The 16,683-nt window shown below is 55.9% G+C and carries 13 protein-coding genes and 1 tRNA gene; 4 read left to right on the top strand and 10 right to left on the bottom strand.

What is annotated here, in order from left to right; genetic code table 11:
• Positions 1–60 precede the first annotated feature (60 nt).
• Positions 61–3,117, bottom strand: a complete 3,057-nt coding sequence (locus VGH19_01605; protein HEY1170039.1) for a two-component regulator propeller domain-containing protein — start codon at positions 3,115–3,117, stop codon at positions 61–63.
• 90 nt (positions 3,118–3,207) lie between these two features.
• Positions 3,208–4,518: an impB/mucB/samB family protein gene (locus VGH19_01600; GenBank protein ID HEY1170038.1), complete on the bottom strand. Its 1,311-nt coding sequence runs from the start codon at positions 4,516–4,518 to the stop codon at positions 3,208–3,210.
• An 80-nt stretch (positions 4,519–4,598) separates the two neighbouring features.
• Between VGH19_01600 and VGH19_01595 the strand changes: the two genes are divergently transcribed.
• Positions 4,599–5,507, top strand: a complete 909-nt coding sequence (locus tag VGH19_01595) for a CHAD domain-containing protein (protein HEY1170037.1) — start codon at positions 4,599–4,601, stop codon at positions 5,505–5,507.
• Here VGH19_01595 and VGH19_01590 read toward each other — a convergent pair.
• Entirely contained in the window at positions 5,504–6,577 is a 1,074-nt protein-coding gene (locus VGH19_01590; protein HEY1170036.1) for a hypothetical protein, read from the bottom strand. The genes VGH19_01595 and VGH19_01590 overlap by 4 nt on opposite strands.
• A gap of 11 nt (positions 6,578–6,588) precedes the next feature.
• Complete coding sequence (locus VGH19_01585; protein HEY1170035.1) at positions 6,589–7,008, bottom strand: EVE domain-containing protein; 420 nt, start codon at positions 7,006–7,008, stop codon at positions 6,589–6,591.
• Between the two features lie 199 nt (positions 7,009–7,207).
• On the opposite strand from VGH19_01585, the gene VGH19_01580 reads away from it, so the two are divergent.
• On the top strand, positions 7,208–7,915 hold the full coding sequence (locus tag VGH19_01580; GenBank protein ID HEY1170034.1) for a YggS family pyridoxal phosphate-dependent enzyme: 708 nt from the start codon (positions 7,208–7,210) through the stop codon (positions 7,913–7,915).
• A gap of 64 nt (positions 7,916–7,979) precedes the next feature.
• Positions 7,980–8,279, top strand: coding sequence for a hypothetical protein (locus VGH19_01575; protein ID HEY1170033.1), 300 nt, complete (start codon positions 7,980–7,982; stop codon positions 8,277–8,279).
• 113 nt (positions 8,280–8,392) lie between these two features.
• On the opposite strand, the gene VGH19_01570 is transcribed toward VGH19_01575, so the two are convergent.
• From VGH19_01570 to VGH19_01545, 6 genes are all read right to left on the bottom strand, one after another.
• Positions 8,393–8,468, bottom strand: a tRNA-Ala gene (locus VGH19_01570).
• A 91-nt stretch (positions 8,469–8,559) separates the two neighbouring features.
• Positions 8,560–9,858 carry a type II secretion system F family protein gene (locus VGH19_01565; GenBank protein HEY1170032.1) on the bottom strand — a complete coding sequence of 433 codons (1,299 nt, stop codon included), beginning with the start codon at positions 9,856–9,858 and terminating at the stop codon, positions 8,560–8,562.
• 12 nt (positions 9,859–9,870) lie between these two features.
• Entirely contained in the window at positions 9,871–11,580 is a 1,710-nt protein-coding gene (locus VGH19_01560; GenBank protein HEY1170031.1) for a GspE/PulE family protein, read from the bottom strand.
• Positions 11,581–11,589: 9 nt separating this feature from the next.
• Positions 11,590–12,705 carry a type IV pilus twitching motility protein PilT gene (locus tag VGH19_01555; protein HEY1170030.1) on the bottom strand — a complete coding sequence of 372 codons (1,116 nt, stop codon included), beginning with the start codon at positions 12,703–12,705 and terminating at the stop codon, positions 11,590–11,592.
• A gap of 55 nt (positions 12,706–12,760) precedes the next feature.
• Complete coding sequence (locus VGH19_01550) at positions 12,761–14,482, bottom strand: ATPase, T2SS/T4P/T4SS family (GenBank protein ID HEY1170029.1); 1,722 nt, start codon at positions 14,480–14,482, stop codon at positions 12,761–12,763.
• 181 nt (positions 14,483–14,663) lie between these two features.
• Complete coding sequence (locus tag VGH19_01545; protein ID HEY1170028.1) at positions 14,664–15,224, bottom strand: YqgE/AlgH family protein; 561 nt, start codon at positions 15,222–15,224, stop codon at positions 14,664–14,666.
• 368 nt (positions 15,225–15,592) lie between these two features.
• Between VGH19_01545 and VGH19_01540 the strand changes: the two genes are divergently transcribed.
• Positions 15,593–16,675 (top strand): hypothetical protein, encoded by a 1,083-nt coding sequence (locus VGH19_01540; GenBank protein HEY1170027.1) that lies wholly within the window; start codon positions 15,593–15,595, stop codon positions 16,673–16,675.
• Positions 16,676–16,683: the final 8 nt, after the last annotated feature.

The following is a 16,683-nucleotide window of genomic DNA, read 5'->3' as shown; positions in this document are numbered from 1 at the left end:
GTAATTGATTTGGAATGCAGTCACTATATGCCGATTCCTTCCCGGCTCCAAGCTGCAAAACTACGTACCCAGCTTGACCTCCAGCCGGATGCTCGTTCCCTTGCCCTTCTCACTGCGCAATTCCAGCTTGCCGCCGCCTTCCTCGATACGCTTCTTCATGTTCACCAGACCGTTCCGGGTAGGATCGGCATCTGCCAGTGAGAAGCCTTTGCCATTGTCTTCTACCAATATCTCCAGCCGCGGCTGGGCATAGGTTAGCGAGATGCGCACTTCCGTTGCACCCGAGTGCTTCGCTATGTTGTTCAGCGATTCCTTCACCACGAGGAACAAGCTGTGTCGCATCTCTGCTGAAAGCGGTACAGGTGGCAGATTGGTCGGCAGGTCCAACCGACAACGGATCGGCGTGACCTCATCGAAGTAATCCTCAGCATACTGTGCGATGAATGCTGCCAGCCTATCCAGCGTGTCATTCTTGGGATTCACCGCCCAGACGATCTCATCCAGCGTATGCACCACTTCACGCGTGGCTTCTTCGATACGCGTAGACACTTTCTCCATCTCCTCATTTTGCGGAGCCTTGCGCCGGACCAGCTCCGTCAGCAGGCCGATGCGTGTGACCCTCGCACCCAGGTCATCATGCATGTCTTGTGCGATGCGCGTGCGCTCGCGATCCAAGGCGCGTTGCTGTTCCAACACTACGAGCCGTTGCCTCAGCTTGCGCACGGAAAGATAGCGGAAGAAGGCAAACCCGAAAAAGATGACCATCACCACCATTCCGAACTGAAACCACAAGGTCTCATAAAAACGCGGCATCACAAGAACGCCCACCGTCTTGCCTATCGTGTTCGGCATGCCGTCACTGTTCGAGGCGATGACCTGAAAGCTGTAATTGCCATGTGGTGGATCCTGATAAACTGCGGAACGCCGGCTTTCATTCTCGACAAATCCGGCATCCACTCCTTTGAGCTGATAGGAAAAACGGATGCGCCTGGGGGATACAAAACTCAAACCGGTATAGCGGACCTCCAATCTGCCTGTGCCCGCAGGGATGCGGTAAACCGTTTGAGATTCGAAATCCACCGTGTTGGTGATCCTTCGCGGCTCCACCTCAATCCCGTCCGCTACCACATTTTCGATCACCACCAAAGGTGGTCTGGGGTTGGGCCGGATTGTCGACGGATCGATCACGGAAACACCTTCGCTAGACGGAAACCACAATTTGCCATCATCCGCTTGATACCCCCACGGCTGGAAACCGCCATTGCATTCGCGCCCCGCCAAGCCGTCCGATCGGTCGTACAATACACTCGCATAACTCTTCACCCGACCATCGGCAAACCTTAAAAGAGCGTTGCGCGACACCCGCACCACACCACGGTTGGTACCGAGCCATAGATTGCCATTGCCGTCTTCAAAAACCTGCGAGATCACGTCGTCCGGCAAAAAATCCGCTGTGGTGAAGCGGAAAAAGCGTCCTCGTCGCAAGCAAGTCAATCCATTATTGGTGCCGATCCAAAGCACGCCCTCGCGATCCTGCATGATCGCACGGATAAAATCACTGCCCACCTCGTTGCGCCGGAAAACAACGAATTCGCTGTTCTTGAATCTGATCAGGCCGCCACCACCGGTCCCTATCCACAGTGTGCCTTCACTGTCCTCAAGCAATGCACGTACATCATCGCTGTTAAAAACAGTGGGATCGGATTTGGAATTGAACGTCTTGCTGGCTCTTCCATCCACCATGCGGGTAAGACCACCGCCGAAAGTGCCCACCCACAGGCGCCGCTTCCTGTCCTCATAAACCACACGCACATCCTGGTTGGGCAGATTTCCGGGGACATGCGCCGGTCCGCCACCGATACGGGCAAAAGTGATGCCGTTGAATTTATAAAGACCTTCGCGCGTGCCCGCCCATACGTAACTGGCGCTGTCCTCCATCACGGACCACACGGTGCGCAAACCCGCCATCCGGTAGTTTTGCACAATCCCATCCCGCAGGCGGTTCAACCCGCCACCGTCTGTGCCGATCCACACGGAACCATCACTCCCGCCACTGATTGAAAGCACGTTGTCCTGAGAAAGGCCGCGCTTGGCATCATAGACCTCAAAGCTGCTTTCCCGCAAACGGTTCAGTCCGCCGCCGTTGGTCCCTACCCATAGATTGCCATCCTTATCCTGCCCGATGGCGAGGATCGAATTTTGGGAAAGGCCGCTTTCCGTCGTAAACCGTCGAAAAGTTCCCGTGGATTCTTTGAAGTGGTAGAGGCCCATGCCGAAGGTGCCGATCCAGAGGCCGCCATCACGCTGGTCCCGAAACATAGTCGACACTGAGCTGGGGTCCAATCCTGCGGGAAGTTCCCAGACTTCCTCGGCTGGCCCATAACTTGACCACCGGCGCAGAGTCCGTTTCTCGATCAGCCAGAAACCGCTCGGAGTGGCTCCTCCGATCCGCAGCCGATCCTCACTTTCCAGACGTGGCTGGCCGAACTCGCCCTCGCGAAAACTGCCCAAGGCCGTTCCCGTACACCACCACACACTTCCACCACCGCCATCGGCCAGTGATTCGATGGTCCCCGTAACCGTGCCTGCGGTGTAAGGTGTGAACTCTCCGGAACGAAAACGATTCAACGCACCACCCACTGTAGCCACCCACACGTTTCCTTGATTGTCCGCCGTGATGGCGGAAATGGAATCTGATGCCAGACCGCTCGCGGTGGAAAAGTTTTTGAACTCTCGATCCCTGTAACTGACCACACCGCCGCCTTCCGTTCCGATCCATAATGTTTTATTCGCATCCTCGAACAGCACAGAGATGCGGCTGCTGATCAGTTCTGGTGCCGTGATCGGCACCATGCGAATGCCATCAAACCGTACCAATCCATTGGCCGTGCCCAACCATAAATAACCTTCCGAACTCTGCAGAACAGCATTCACCACACCGCTCGGCAATCCGTGCTCTGTGGTCAGGACATCAATGCGGTAACGCTTTTCCTTAAGTTGTTCCTCTATCTGGGCAAAAAGGGCGGGCAGAAAGCCGATGAGCAAAAAGACCCCCAGCAGCCAGCCTCTTGTGAAAGAGTGGACTGCCGCCCGGCTTATTGTCTCGGCTGATCGCACAGGTTATAGGCTCGGGCTCAGAGTGACACGGCCTCTCCCTGCACTCAAGTCTGCGTGTACCAATGGGTTATTTCTTCCCATGACGAACATCTACTCGTGAAACTCTTCCTTGGAGGGTATCCGCGTGAAGGCCACCTTGGTACCGGAAAATCCACGCGCGGATTTGGGCAGCATGCCCAAGGCCACAGTGTCACGACCAAACCGCTTGTTCAGCACATCGATAGCCTCCGATAACCGTTGCCGCCGCTCCACCGGAGATTCTCCCGGCTCATGGCGTTTCTCGAAAAGCTCCATCTGCTGCAATCCCTCCAGGGAAACCAGCTGCGTGACAGTCACGGAAACTTTCTTCAACGGGTGCGTCCCGGTAGTATTCCGGATGCGCGCCCACAGTATGTTCAATTGTTTCAACAACGCAGAACTGTCATTGGCTGGTGCAAAACGGATGCCCTCCGAGACCCGCGGGCCTTTCTCAATCCGCACACTTACGTCCATCTGTTGTGCTTGGTATTTCATGCGCCGCAGACGGCTGCCGACCTTCAATACCAACCGGTGCGCTACCATTTCGGCCATATGCGGAGGACGCAACTCAGGGGCCAGCACATGACTGTGCCCTACGCTACTGCGCTGCGTCGGCACATCCGGCAAATCCACCCCGCGTAATTTGTAGTATAAACGTTCTCCTTCCACCCCACCCCAGACCTGTCGCAAACGTGCGCGTGAAGACGTCAGCAACTGCTCCATCGTCAGAATGCCGCCTCCACGTAACCGGCGTTCCATGTTCTGTCCCACTCCCGGAAGATCGTTCAACTTCAATCCGAAAAGCCGGTGCGGCAAATCTTTCGCCTCAATCACGACAAGGCCGTCTGGCTTCTGCATATCACTCGCCACTTTCGCCAGATAACGGTTGGGCGCGATGCCGATGTTACAGGTGATCGCTGGGCCAATGTTCCTAGCCAGTCCCTGTTTGATGCGCTTGGCCAGCTCTACTGCTTTCACCGGATCACGCAAGCCGAGTTCTAATTTGCACGCAACTTCATCGATCGAAGCAGTGATGGTCACCTCGATATGCCGATTTATCTCCTCTACGATCTTGTGGTGGTATTCGACGTAAAGATCATGGTTCGCGAGCACACAGATCAGTTTAGGGCACATCTGTTTTGCGTCGCCGATCATCGTTCCTGTTTTGATCCCAAACGCTTTTGCCTGATAACTGGCCGCGATGGCGCAGGTAGAATCAGTAAGCACTGGAACTACCGCCAGGGGTTTGCCACGCAGGCGCGGATTCTCCTGCTGCTCCACGCTCGCGAAGTAGCTGTTCAGGTCGAGGAAAAGCCATTCCGGCACGGATGACGGTGTCAATTCCGTGATGCCCGCCTCCCTGCCCTGTGACGGCCCAGCCATGTGCGTAATCTACGCCAGCACAGGCACCTCGGCCAGCAAGAACAGGCACTTTCACCCGGATGTCTTATCCATGGTATATTATGAGGATGGCCTCAAAGCGTTCATATCCTCGTTTCAAACGAGATGAATCGACGGTGGTGGCGTTAGAACGCCTCACCGCCACGCAAGTCTTGAAGGCCGAGAGCTTGGTTAAATCGTTGGTGCCTCAAGAGCAAGTGGTCCATGGTGTTCGGTTGGCCTTTAAATTTCTGCGGGCCATGTTGCGGCTTTCACGCGAAGCTCTCGGTCCTGCGTTTGTCCGGCGGGAGAATGCACGCCTCCGCAAAGCCGCTCTCAGCCTATCTCTCTGGCGCGATGAAAAAGTGGTCAGAGACACGTTGACGGAGTTGGGTGATGAGATGTCGGAATTGTCTCATGCTGCAGTAGAAGATGCTTTGCGGCAATGGCAGCAAAAGACACGGCCCCAGCATCGTCATCACAAATCACTCCCGGTGACATTACGCGAAGCTTTGGCGGCATTGAGGACGTTTCAGAGAAACTTGGATAAAGCAGCTTGGGCAGCCCCGGGCTGGGAGGCCGTTTCCAAGGGGATGAAGAAATCGTATCGTAAAGCGCATCATTCTCTCCAACTGGCGGAAGCGGCGGGGATCGATGAGCTGTTTCATGATGCCCGTAAACGTGTCAAAGACCTTTACTACCACGTGAGCTTGGTTGAACCCGCTTTGCCCAAGGACTCAGCACGACTGGAGAAACGTTTGCTGAAATTGCAGGCCCTGCTGGGCAATGACCATGATCTCTCGGTCGCACGCGAAGTGATGTCACATGCCAACTCACCAGAAGCCGCCGCTCTTAAGGCGCTTAGGAAACGTTCCGTGCAGCTAAGAAGAAAGATCGGTCAGCGGGCGGACAAGGTGTTCTGTGCGGAAACAAAAAGTTGCCTGAACAAAACTCGCAGGCGTTTAAAAAAGTGGCCGGTCACCACGGGTTAATGCACAGCAGCTTCCCAAGTTTTCAACCGGGAAAGAATGACTTCTTTTTCTTCCACTGGGATGGATGGTGCTTCGTTGAGTTTGCGCCAGAGCCGGCCTGCTTTCATGTAGTGATCTTTGCTACGGGCAAAGGCTTCGGCCAGTTTATTCACCGCTTCCACATGCTCGGGCAGGATATCGGCGGCATCCAGCACATGGCGCAGCGCGTTGTCTGCCTGCGCAGGCTGGGCGAGATACTGCACGTGGATGCGCGCCTTGATGGCCCAGCCCGCCAGATCATCCGGCTTCTCGCCGAGCATGCCATCAATCATCCGCATGGCAGAGCCGTAATTGCCTGCTCCACATAATTCATTCACTGCCTCATGACTGGCCACCGGAGCGGGCTTGGGAACAGGCAATTCCTCCACTGGAATGGAAACTGTTTCAACCGGCGGGGTTTCCACAACGACCGGCTTAGGCGCACCGGGAGAGCGCAAGCCTTCCAGCTCCATGGCTCCGGCATGAAAAGCTTCCTGCCAGATTTTCAACCATTGTACGGCCAATGCCTGCAATGAAGGACTGATGGCCCGTGATTTTTGGATGAACTGTATCTCCCGCTCTGCGGAAGGCAGGTCGCGCATGTCTTCCACGTAAATGCTGGCGAGCAGAAAACGGCTTTCGAAATCATCCGGATTCTTATCGAGCACCTCCAGCAAATGAACTATCGCCTCTTCCGGGCGATATTTTTTCCGCAAATGGTTGACCGTTCTCCGCTCCAGCACGGGAGGTGCCGGTTCCCGTTCGCCGAACATGGCATCCGTGGCCTTGTCCGCCATGGCTTGCGCCATGATATGACTTAGCGCAGGCATGCATAGACGCATCAGGACGAAGCCCAAGATTCCCAAAGGGAGCAAAACTGTTAAGGATGTCGCCCGCGCCACCAGACATACCCAAAACTCCATCAGCAGCAGCGAAGCGATCAAACGGACACGGTAACGGCGCGTCTCTGCATGACGTGTGGCGGCGATGCTGAAGCCGACCAAAATCACGGCCAGCAGGAGCCAAAACCAGTTATGGATCAGCCACGCCACAAAATCATCCTTTACGCTTTTGTCTCAGCCAGTTCCAGCAGGCGTTTGAATTGAGCCTCGGTGAGAGGTGTCACGGAAAGCCGGGATTGCCGCACGAGTGCCATATCCTTCAACACAGCATCCGTCTTGATCTGTTCTAGGGTGACCGCTTTTTTTAGCGGCTTGTGCGGAGCCAGGTCCACCACAGACCAATCGCCTTCATCAGCGGTGGGATCGGGATAAAATTCTTTCGACACCTTGGCGATACCTACCACCTGCTTATCCGTCACGCTATGATAGAACAGCACCAGATCGCCCGCCTTCATGGTACGGAGATTGTTTCGCGCCTGAAAATTCCGCACACCCGTCCACACCGTTTTGCCATCCTTCACCAAGTCAGCCCACGAATATGCCTCGGGCTCGGACTTGGCCAGCCAGTAGTTCTTTGCCATGCAGATAGTGAAAACAGAAACCGGAAAAAAGTGAACCACGAATGGACACGAATTGACACTAATGGGGATGGGAAGCCGAGCGGACTCGCGACTTCTTTTGGGAAAATTCGCCATTCCAAACTCACGCCTATTTGATTCGTGGCAATTCGTAGTTGAAGAATCGCTTGGTGGCGCTGGCGTTTGATGCTTAATTTCTTCCATGGATTTGACCGCAAACGTTGCTGCCATTCAGCAACGCATCGCCACTGCCTGTGATCGCGCTGGCCGTGAACTTCGGACCGTGCAGTTGATGGCTGTAAGCAAGGGGCATCCGCCGGAAGCCATCCGTGCCGTCGCCGATACTGGCCTTACTCTCTTCGGGGAAAGCAAGGTGCAGGAGGCCAAGGTGAAGGTCCCTCAATGCCCCGGCAAGCTGCACTGGCAGATGATAGGTCATTTGCAGAGCAACAAGGCCAAGGATGCCGTGCAGCTTTTTGAAGTGATCCAGAGCGTGGACAGCCTTAGCCTTGCCCAAGAATTGAACAAGCGCGCGGAGCAAGCAGCCAAGACGCTGCCTATCCTGCTGGAGGTCAATGTCGCGGGTGAATCCAGCAAGTTCGGCTATGGGCCAGAAGCCGTGCTGGCCGAATTGGATCAGCTTAACGATTTGAAGCGGCTGCAACTGCATGGGCTTATGACCATCGCCCCGTATGTGCAAGAGCCGGAGCGTGTCCGCCCGTTCTTCCGCAGGCTGCGTGAGCTCAAGGAGCAGTGTGAACAGAAGCTCGAGGCTCCCCTGCCCGTCCTGAGCATGGGTATGAGCGGGGATTTCGAGATCGCCATCGAGGAAGGCTCCACACTGGTCCGGGTAGGCACAGCCATCTTCGGTGAGAGGACTTACACCCGCCCTGCGCCCTCCCAAGATTGACGGATATTCAGTTAATCCACGTTCCATCATTGAATGATGACCTGAAAAGGCGTATCAATTATCCATGGATTTGACGGTTGCGACATTTAAGCGGGAGATTGGGGAAGCGATGCGGAATTACGACAAGTATATCATCTGCATCGACAAGACGCCGGAAGATTGCGAGGCATCTTTAAGTTCCCTGATGGAAAAGGCTGTGAAAGCCTATGTGAACCGCGCGCCCGGCCTGCGCCACGGTATCGCGCTCGACAAACAGGTGACCATCATCCTCAGCCAGACGGAGGACGAGCGCCCCCTGTGCGGCATCTATTTCAACCTCTCCTCGCCCTACCACAAGAAAGTCGCGAAGGTAAGCAAGGCCTAGATCTCGTTTTTCAAAAGCAAAAACCCGCCGGAATTGATCCGGCGGGTTTTTGTTTTTTCTGAAAACAATTGTCCTGCGAAAAATTAATTTCGGGAGAACAATCCTTGAAAGTTTGGTGGAGCCGAGGAGATTCGAACTCCTGACCCCCACAATGCCATTGTGGTGCTCTACCAACTGAGCTACGACCCCAAACCAGAGGCCGAGACGCTAGAGAGCGCCCCGGCCTTTGTCAAAGTTTTTTAAAAACTTTTTCCACTATTTTTCACCGTGGGCGGACTGCCTAGTTGCCGCCCTTGCCACCACCGGTGTCGCCGACCTTGTCCATCAGCACGATGAGCGGCATGAACAACGCGATAACGATACTGCCTACGATGACGGCCAGGAACACGATCATCACCGGCTCCAGCAAGGAGGTCATCGCGGACACGGCGTTATCCACCTCTTCATCGTAGTTATCCGCGATCTTCATCAACATCTCAGGCAAGGCGCCGGTCTGCTCACCGACGTCCACCATGCTGATGACGATGGGCGGGAACACACCGCAAGCTTCAAGCGGCTGGGTGATGGTTTCACCCTCTTTGACGCTCTCATGGACGGCGTTCACCGCCTCGGCCACGATGACGTTACCGGAGGTTTCACGGACGATCGTCAACGCCTGCAAGATCGGCACGCCACTGCTTACCAGCGTGCCCAGCGTGCGGGTGAAACGGGCGATGGCGACCTTGGAGATCACCGGCCCCAAGCCAGGGATCTTCATCTGGACGCGGTCAATCGTGCGACGGCCAAACTTCGTCATCGCGAACAGTTTGAAGGCCACCACAATACAGAAGATGGCTATGACAGTGCCCAGCAGGTTGTTCTTGATGGTATTACTGATACCAAGCACCAGACGGGTGAAGCCGGGCAACGCCTCGCCTTCCAACATGTCTTTGAAAATCGCCTCGAACTTCGGCACCACGACGATCATCAGCAACGCCAGAATGCCGACGGCCACCACCATCACCGCGACCGGGTAGAACATGGCCGCGATGACTTTGCCCTTGATCTTCTGGGCCTTTTCCATGAATTCGGCCAGACGATTGAGCACGACCTCCAGTACACCACCCAACTCACCGGCCTTCACCATGTTCACGTAGAGGCGGTTGAATGTCTTGGGGTGTTGCGCCAGACTTTCCGAGAAAGTGGAACCACCTTCGATCGAGACAGCCAGTTCATTGATGATGCCCTTCAAGCGGCGGTCACGTTCCTGCTTTTCCAGCACACGCATACCGCGCAAAAGCGGCAGACCGGCATCAACCAAAGTGGCTAGCTGGCGGGTGAACGTGGTCAGAACCTTGGGTTTTACCTTGCCACCCTTGAAACCCATCTTAATGCCGCCTTTTTTCTTTCCGGCGGCGGCGGGTGCTGCGGATTTGCCTTTGGCATCCTTCTCTTTGACCTTGTCGGCTTCGACTACTTTGGTGGGGAAGTAACCCATTTCCTTGAGGCGGCCGATCGCTTCACTCTGGTTGGCCACCTCCAAGGTCCCCTTGGTCTCCTTCCCCTTTTGATCCATCGCTACATAGTTGTATTTGGGCATAGGACGGGTTTGTTAGGTGTACTTCAGCACTTCTTCAATCGTAGTTTCGCCATCAAAGATACCGCGCAGGCCGTCATCACGCAAGGTGGCCATGCCCAGTTCCACTGCCTTTTGCCGCATCACCACGGAGGGTGCGCGTTCGTTGATCAGGTTCCGGATGGGATCGGAGACGACCAAAAGTTCATAGATGCCCTTGCGCCCACGGTAGCCGGTATCATTGCAGTTAGAGCAACCGCGTCCGTAGTAGAACACCTTGTCACCGATGTCGTAAGGCGAAAGGTTCAACTGCGCGAGCTGGTTCTCGGTGGGCTCGAACGGCGCCCGGCATTTCTTGCAAATCGTGCGGACCAGACGTTGAGCGAGCACACCTTGCAGGGTGGAAGAGATCAGGAATGGTTCCACTCCCATATCCACCAGACGGGTCACGGCACCGGGTGCATCGTTCGTGTGGAGTGTGCTCAGCACCAAGTGACCGGTCAACGAGGCTTGAATGGCGATCTGCGAAGTTTCCAAGTCACGCATCTCACCCACCATGATGACATCGGGGTCTTGACGGAGGAAGGATTTAAGCGCCTTGCCGAAGGTCATGCCCAGCGCCTCGTTCACAGCCACCTGCATGATGCCCTCGATGTCATACTCCACCGGATCCTCTGCAGTAAGCAGTTTGGAGTCGATGGTGTTCACCTCCCGCAAGCAGGCGTATAACGTGGTGGTCTTGCCTGAACCCGTGGGGCCCGTCACCACAAAGATGCCGTTGGGTTGCTGGATGGCCTCCACCACGTATGTCTTCACATAATCGGGGAAACCCAAGGCGTTGATATTCAATGAGACGGAACCGCGGTCCAAGACGCGCAACACCACAGATTCACCGAACTTGGTTGGCAAACTGGAGACACGCAGGTCGATATCCTTGCCACCCAGACGCATGGAGATACGACCGTCTTGCGGCAGGCGTCGCTCGGCGATGTTCAATCCGGCTACTACCTTCAAACGGGAAATCACGGGCAAGGCCAGATACTTCGGCGGGGGAGCCATCTCATACAGCGCTCCGTCCACGCGGTAACGTATCTTGAACTCGTCCTCGAACGGCTCGAAATGGATGTCACTCGCACGGTCTTGCACCGCCTGGTAAAGCACCAGGTTAACGAAGCGGACGATGGGAGCCTCATTCGCCATGTCGGCGATGTTATTGGCCGCATCCTGTCCCGCAGCCATCTCGGCAAGTTCCTGCTCCAGATTCTTGTCCTCGCCGAATTCCTTGAGGATGTCACTGAAACTTTCGCCCTCTTCGCCGTAATACTTTTCAATGAATTTGGCGATCTGGGCCGGATCGGCTATGAGGATCTGCACTTCGCGGCGGACGACGAAACCCAGTTCGTCCACCATTTGCGGGTTCAACGCATCCGCCACGGCCACTTTGACGCCTGTGCCGTAATCTTCCACCGGCACACATTGATACATGCGGACATTTGTGGCCGGAATGGTCTTGAGCAACTCCGGGGTCGGCTCGAGATCATCCAGATTGAACACTTCCGTGCCCAAATGAAAGGCCTGCAGTTGCAACTGCTGGTCCATGGGCATGATGCCGAAATCAGCCACGATCTGGCTGATGGACTTGCCGCTCCGGGCGTGCTCGGAAATGACCTCTTCATACTGGAGGTCGTCCAGGTTTCCCTGCTCCCGGATGAGAGCGAGCAAAGGACTGTTGACGTTGGCTGCCATGATCTTGCCTTATTTGCTGCGGGCGGCCGCAGCCTCCGCCTCGGCCCGGCGCAAGTCGATCTCTTGCATCTTGGCGATGCAGGACGCCGGGTCGATGGAACGGTTGATGACTTCATCCTTCTTGATCCAGCCGCGCTCATACTTGTCGAGCAGGTTGGCGTCCAGCGTGATCATGCCGTATTTGGCACCGGTCTGCTGGTCGGAAGGGATACGGAAAGTTTTGTTGTCACGGATCAGTGCCGAGATGGACGGCGTATTGATCATGATGTCGTGGATGGCCACACGGCCAGGTTTGTCGGAGCGGGCCACGAGGATCTGCGCGATCACCGCTTGCAACACAGTGGAGAGCTGGATGCGGACGGTTTCCTGCGCGTTGATCGGGAAGGCGTTCACGATACGGTCGATCGTCTTGGCCGCCGAGTTCGTGTGCAGCGTGCCGAAGACCAAGTGACCCGTCTCGGCAGCGGTCACAGCGGCCTCGATCGTTTCCAAGTCGCGCAACTCACCGACCAGGATCACATCCGGGTCCTGACGCAATGCGCGGCGGAGAGCTTCAGCAAAGGACGGCACATCCACATGCACTTCACGCTGGGTGATGACCGCTTTCTTGTGTTTGTGATAGAATTCGATGGGGTCCTCAATGGTGATGATGTGCGCTTCGTCACGGGTTTCGTTGAGGATGTTGATCATCGAGGCCAGGGTGGTCGATTTGCCGGAACCCGTGGGGCCGGTCACCAAGATCATGCCGCGCGGCTTGTTCAACAGCGTGTTCACGAGGTCTTTGGAGAGACCGATCTGGTCGATGGTCAGCAGCTTGCTGGGAATCTGGCGCAGCACGAGTGCGAAGTTGCCGCGTTCCTTGAAGATGGAGCAACGGAAACGGGCCAGTTCACCGAAGGCGAAACCGAAGTCCGCTCCGCCCTTTTCGCGCACCTGCTGGATGGAATCATCCGAAGCGATGGCGTTCATCAACTCTTCCGTATCCTCAGGCTTCAACGGCGGACCTTCCACGCGCTCAAGCGTACCGTTCAGGCGGATGCATGGCGGAATGTTTACCCGGAGATGCAAGTCAGCCGCCCCTTCATTCACCATGAGGGTCAGCAGGTCGGACATCGCGTAAGACATAGTATATTATCGGCTAAAATCTGGCGGTCACGGGACGAGACACAACCCTTCCCGGTCAACTCATCACCTGTTCATCATCACCCACTGTCGCACGGATGACTTCCTCCGTGGTGGTCAGGCCCGCGAGCACCTTGCGGGCACCATCCTCACGCAAGGTCCGCATGCCCATCTCACGTGCACGGGCACGCAAGGCGGTGGTTGGCACACGGTCATTGATCAGCTTGCGCACCTCGTCATCCACCAAAAAGATCTCAAAGATGCCGAACCGTCCTCGGTAGCCGCCCTTGTTGCATTCGTTGCAACCCCTGCCCTTCTTGCAGTTCACCTCGCCCACCGTCCGCGGATCAATACCAAGCGTGCGGAACTCCGAGTCCGATGGCTGGTGCGGCTGGCCGCACTTCTTGCAGATTTTGCGGACCAGACGTTGCGCCATCATCGCGCGTGTGGAGGACGCCACCAAGAACGGCTTCACACCGATATCGATCAAACGCGTCACCGCGCCCGGCGCATCATTCGTGTGCAGAGTGGAGAACACCAAGTGACCCGTCAGCGATGCATTGATGGCGATGGACGCCGTTTCAATGTCACGAATTTCACCCAGCATCACCACGTTCGGCGCCTGACGCAGCATCGAGCGCAACGCCACAGCAAAGGTCAATCCCACCACGTCACTCACCTGCACCTGGTTGATACCCGCCAGCACGTATTCCACCGGGTCTTCCACCGTGATGATCTTGCGGTCAGGCCGGTTGATGTAGTTTAGACAGGAGTAAAGCGTGGTCGTTTTGCCGGAACCGGTAGGTCCAGTTACGAGCAAGATACCGTCAGGCAGACCGATCAACCGTTCGAACGTCTGCTGATCGTCCGAGAGGAAGCCCAGTTCCGCCAGCCCCAGCTTCAGACCGGTCTTGTCCAAGATACGCATGACGATGCTCTCGCCATGGTTCGTGGGCAGACACGAGACACGAAGGTCGATCGACTTGCCCACCACATTCATCTGGATACGACCGTCTTGCGGCACCCGCTTTTCGGCGATTTGCATGCCTGCCTGGATTTTCAGACGGCTGATCAAGGCCGCCTGCAAACGCTTTGGCGGGTTATTCATCTCCTGCAAGACACCGTCGATGCGGTACCGCACGCGGAACCGCTTCTCCAACGGTTCCAGATGAATATCAGAAGCACGCAGCTTGAAAGCCTCCACGATGATGGAATTCACCAGTTTGATGATCGGTGCATCGGCATCAACAGCCGTACCATCATCTTCTGACACCGCCACGTTTTGGAAATCCGTCATGTCCACCGTGCCCTCGGTGATGTCCTGGATCATCTTGTTCGCTTCACCCGTGGCACCACCGCCATAGTATTTGTTCAAAGCGGCATCCAGCGCCTCTTCCGTCGCCACACAGAACTCAACTTCTTCCTTCAAGATGTGACGGAGAGAATCCAGCGTGTCGAGATCGGACGGATCGGACACTGCCACCCGTATGGGATTCACCGACACCGGAACCACCTTGTATTTCTTGGCGATGTCACGACGCACCGCGGCGATCGCCTCATCCGGCACGCGGATATCCGCCAGATCCACCACTTCCACACCGAACTGTGCGGCCTTGGCCTGGGTCACGTTCAATGTAGACACCCAGTTCTTGGCAAGGGCCATATCAATGACGCCCTGGCCGGCCTGATCCGCCTCTTGTCGCAAGGTTTCAACCTGCTGGTTGGTCAACCAGCCCATGTCCACCAGCGTATCGACCAAATAATCGTCTCTTACTGCCACGATTTGCCTCTCGGTGCTGAATTTATCTATTGGAAATTCCCGCGGAGCCTAGCGGGCACCCGGATCAAAGTCAACGCGCATGCGAGGGTACTTCTTTGCATTTCTTGGGTTGCGTTGCAGCAACGTCGTTCGTCGCCAGAAGAATTTCAACTAGTATTTTCCCACACACTGATCTCCCCGCTTAATTCCAAGAAAGATCCTCCGGACCATCTGCCAAAAGCCGCTCCTGCCAGCCTTTCTGCCGCATGATCACCCGCCATACCTCATCCGGCAACGTCTCGAAAACAAGCTCCAGTGAAGCCGGGTGAATCAACCAGCTCTCCCGTTTCAACTCGTCCTCCAACTGGCCCGGACTCCAACCCGCATAACCGGCGAACACCCGCACCTTCTGCGTCGTCGAATAAGACTCGCCCAACTCCACCAACCCCTCCAGCGAATGCCCCAGGTTCATGTTCTGCATTACATTCGCATGCGGCACGTAAACATCCGTGTGAAGGTAAGACAGCGCATTCGCCTGCACCGGACCGCCCACATACAACGGCAGTGACTCCAGCCGCGGTGGCAACGTCGTCTCGATCACATCTTCCACCTTGTTCTTGCTCGGCCGGTTTAACACCAGACCGAACGCACCCTGCTCATCATGCTGGCAGATCAGCACCACCGTGCGATGAAAGTACGACCCCTTCAAGTTGCCCCCATCCAGAAGCAACTTACCCACCATGAATTTAGACGCCTTCGGCATAGAACCCCGACCGTGTGCCTCCAATCTGGCCCATTCCTGGACAATCTACAATCCCCTTTCAACAGGCACGTTCCGACTTCAATAAGGGTTCAAGCCTCAATCCGAAAATAATTTAGTCGCTTTGCGAATTTCCCGGCACCGTTTAGAGTAGCCCCATGTTGCGATTGTTTATTTTAGCCCTTTTGGCAGTGTCCCTGCTCGGCACGGGTTGCAAATCCAACTCCGGCAGCCGGGAATTTGTTCCGGGCCGCGGCTGGGTGCCCACCCGTTGATGCAGCTACGCTGGCCTGTAGCGGCAGCGTTTTTTAGCCTCGTTTTGAACAAACAGGCCGCTCCCAGCGTCGCGTAAGGGCACGATTTATTGTTTCATGCAGGCGATTTCAAAGAATCCCTCAGGAAACTGGATCGAACAGCATCCGTTGCTGTTCGCTCTGGTCATCTCGCTGGCTGTACACGCCGTGCTGTTCGCCTTGGGCGCGACAGTCCTTGGCGTGGCCTTGTTGCGTGATCCTGAGTTGCTCAAGCAGATCGCCCAATCCCCGGAGAGAGTCATCGAACTGACAGCCAAATCCCTCGATGTGGATCGAGCGATACTTACTCCCCCACCCCCGCCGGCCAAGGAGATGCCTATGCTCTTCATCGAAGTGGACCCAAATCAAAAACCCGTCGATGAACCCGAGAACGTCAAATTCTACGCCGCGCAAAATTCCCTGGCTGCCAATCCCGACACCAAACTCGATACGGATCAGCCCAAGATCGACGGACGACAAACCAAAATGATCCGGGCCTTTGAGGCTCCCAAGGCGCAACCCAAGCCCTTGCAACCCCAGTCCACCCCCCAGGCAAAAGTGGAAGCGGATCCATTTAAGAATAACACACCAATCGCGGACAAAACGGTGAAGAGCCAGCAAATGGCCAAGCAAGAATCCGGCGAAGGCAAACAGGAACGCGGTGATCTGGAGCAGTTGCACCCCTCTCAAAGCCAGAAAACCACCTCCCAACAAACGGCGGAAGCACCGAGCCAGCAAAGGCCCAAAACCTTGAACGAGGCCAAGCTCAAATCAAATGACTACCGTCCTCCCGGTGAAAAGATGCAGCAGGAAGGCGGCGTGAAGCGCTTCGCCGTGAATTCCAGCCTGCAAGCCAAAGCAACTCCGCTGGGCCGTTACGATGCAATCGTCATCGATGCCATCCGCAACGCTTGGTATGCGGCGATCGACAATAATCCAACCATCGCCCGCAAAGGCCACGTCGTGGTGCGCTTCCGGATGCACTCCAACGGGCGCGTAAGCAATCTGGAGATAGCAGACACAAAAGTGGACGCGATCATGACGGCCTATTGCCAGATCGCGATCGAGAAACCGTCACCGTTTCCGGCTTGGCCGGATGAAGTGAAGCGGGAACTGGCCAGCACCTATCGCGATGTCGTTTTCACTTTCAATTATCAATAAGAACGTAC

This window comes from Verrucomicrobiia bacterium, from assembly GCA_036405135.1.
GTDB lineage: Bacteria > Verrucomicrobiota > Verrucomicrobiia > Limisphaerales > JAEYXS01 > JAEYXS01.
The sequence above is the reverse complement of the archived record's forward strand: the minus strand, read 5'-3'. Positions and strand labels throughout refer to the sequence as shown.

Bases quoted from the DNA above. Each gene is read 5' to 3' on its own strand.
- VGH19_01560 (HEY1170031.1), bottom strand. From the start codon at position 11,580: ATGGCAGCCAACGTCAACAGTCCTTTGCTCGCTCTCATCCGGGAGCAG.
- VGH19_01545 (HEY1170028.1), bottom strand. From the start codon at position 15,224: ATGCCGAAGGCGTCTAAATTCATGGTGGGTAAGTTGCTTCTGGATGGG.
- VGH19_01600 (HEY1170038.1), bottom strand. From the start codon at position 4,518: ATGGCTGGGCCGTCACAGGGCAGGGAGGCGGGCATCACGGAATTGACA.
- VGH19_01585 (HEY1170035.1), bottom strand. From the start codon at position 7,008: ATGGCAAAGAACTACTGGCTGGCCAAGTCCGAGCCCGAGGCATATTCG.
- VGH19_01575 (HEY1170033.1), top strand. From the start codon at position 7,980: ATGGATTTGACGGTTGCGACATTTAAGCGGGAGATTGGGGAAGCGATG.
- VGH19_01580 (HEY1170034.1), top strand. From the start codon at position 7,208: ATGGATTTGACCGCAAACGTTGCTGCCATTCAGCAACGCATCGCCACT.
- VGH19_01595 (HEY1170037.1), top strand. From the start codon at position 4,599: ATGAGGATGGCCTCAAAGCGTTCATATCCTCGTTTCAAACGAGATGAA.
- VGH19_01565 (HEY1170032.1), bottom strand. From the start codon at position 9,858: ATGCCCAAATACAACTATGTAGCGATGGATCAAAAGGGGAAGGAGACC.
- VGH19_01540 (HEY1170027.1), top strand. From the start codon at position 15,593: ATGCAGGCGATTTCAAAGAATCCCTCAGGAAACTGGATCGAACAGCAT.
- VGH19_01555 (HEY1170030.1), bottom strand. From the start codon at position 12,705: ATGTCTTACGCGATGTCCGACCTGCTGACCCTCATGGTGAATGAAGGG.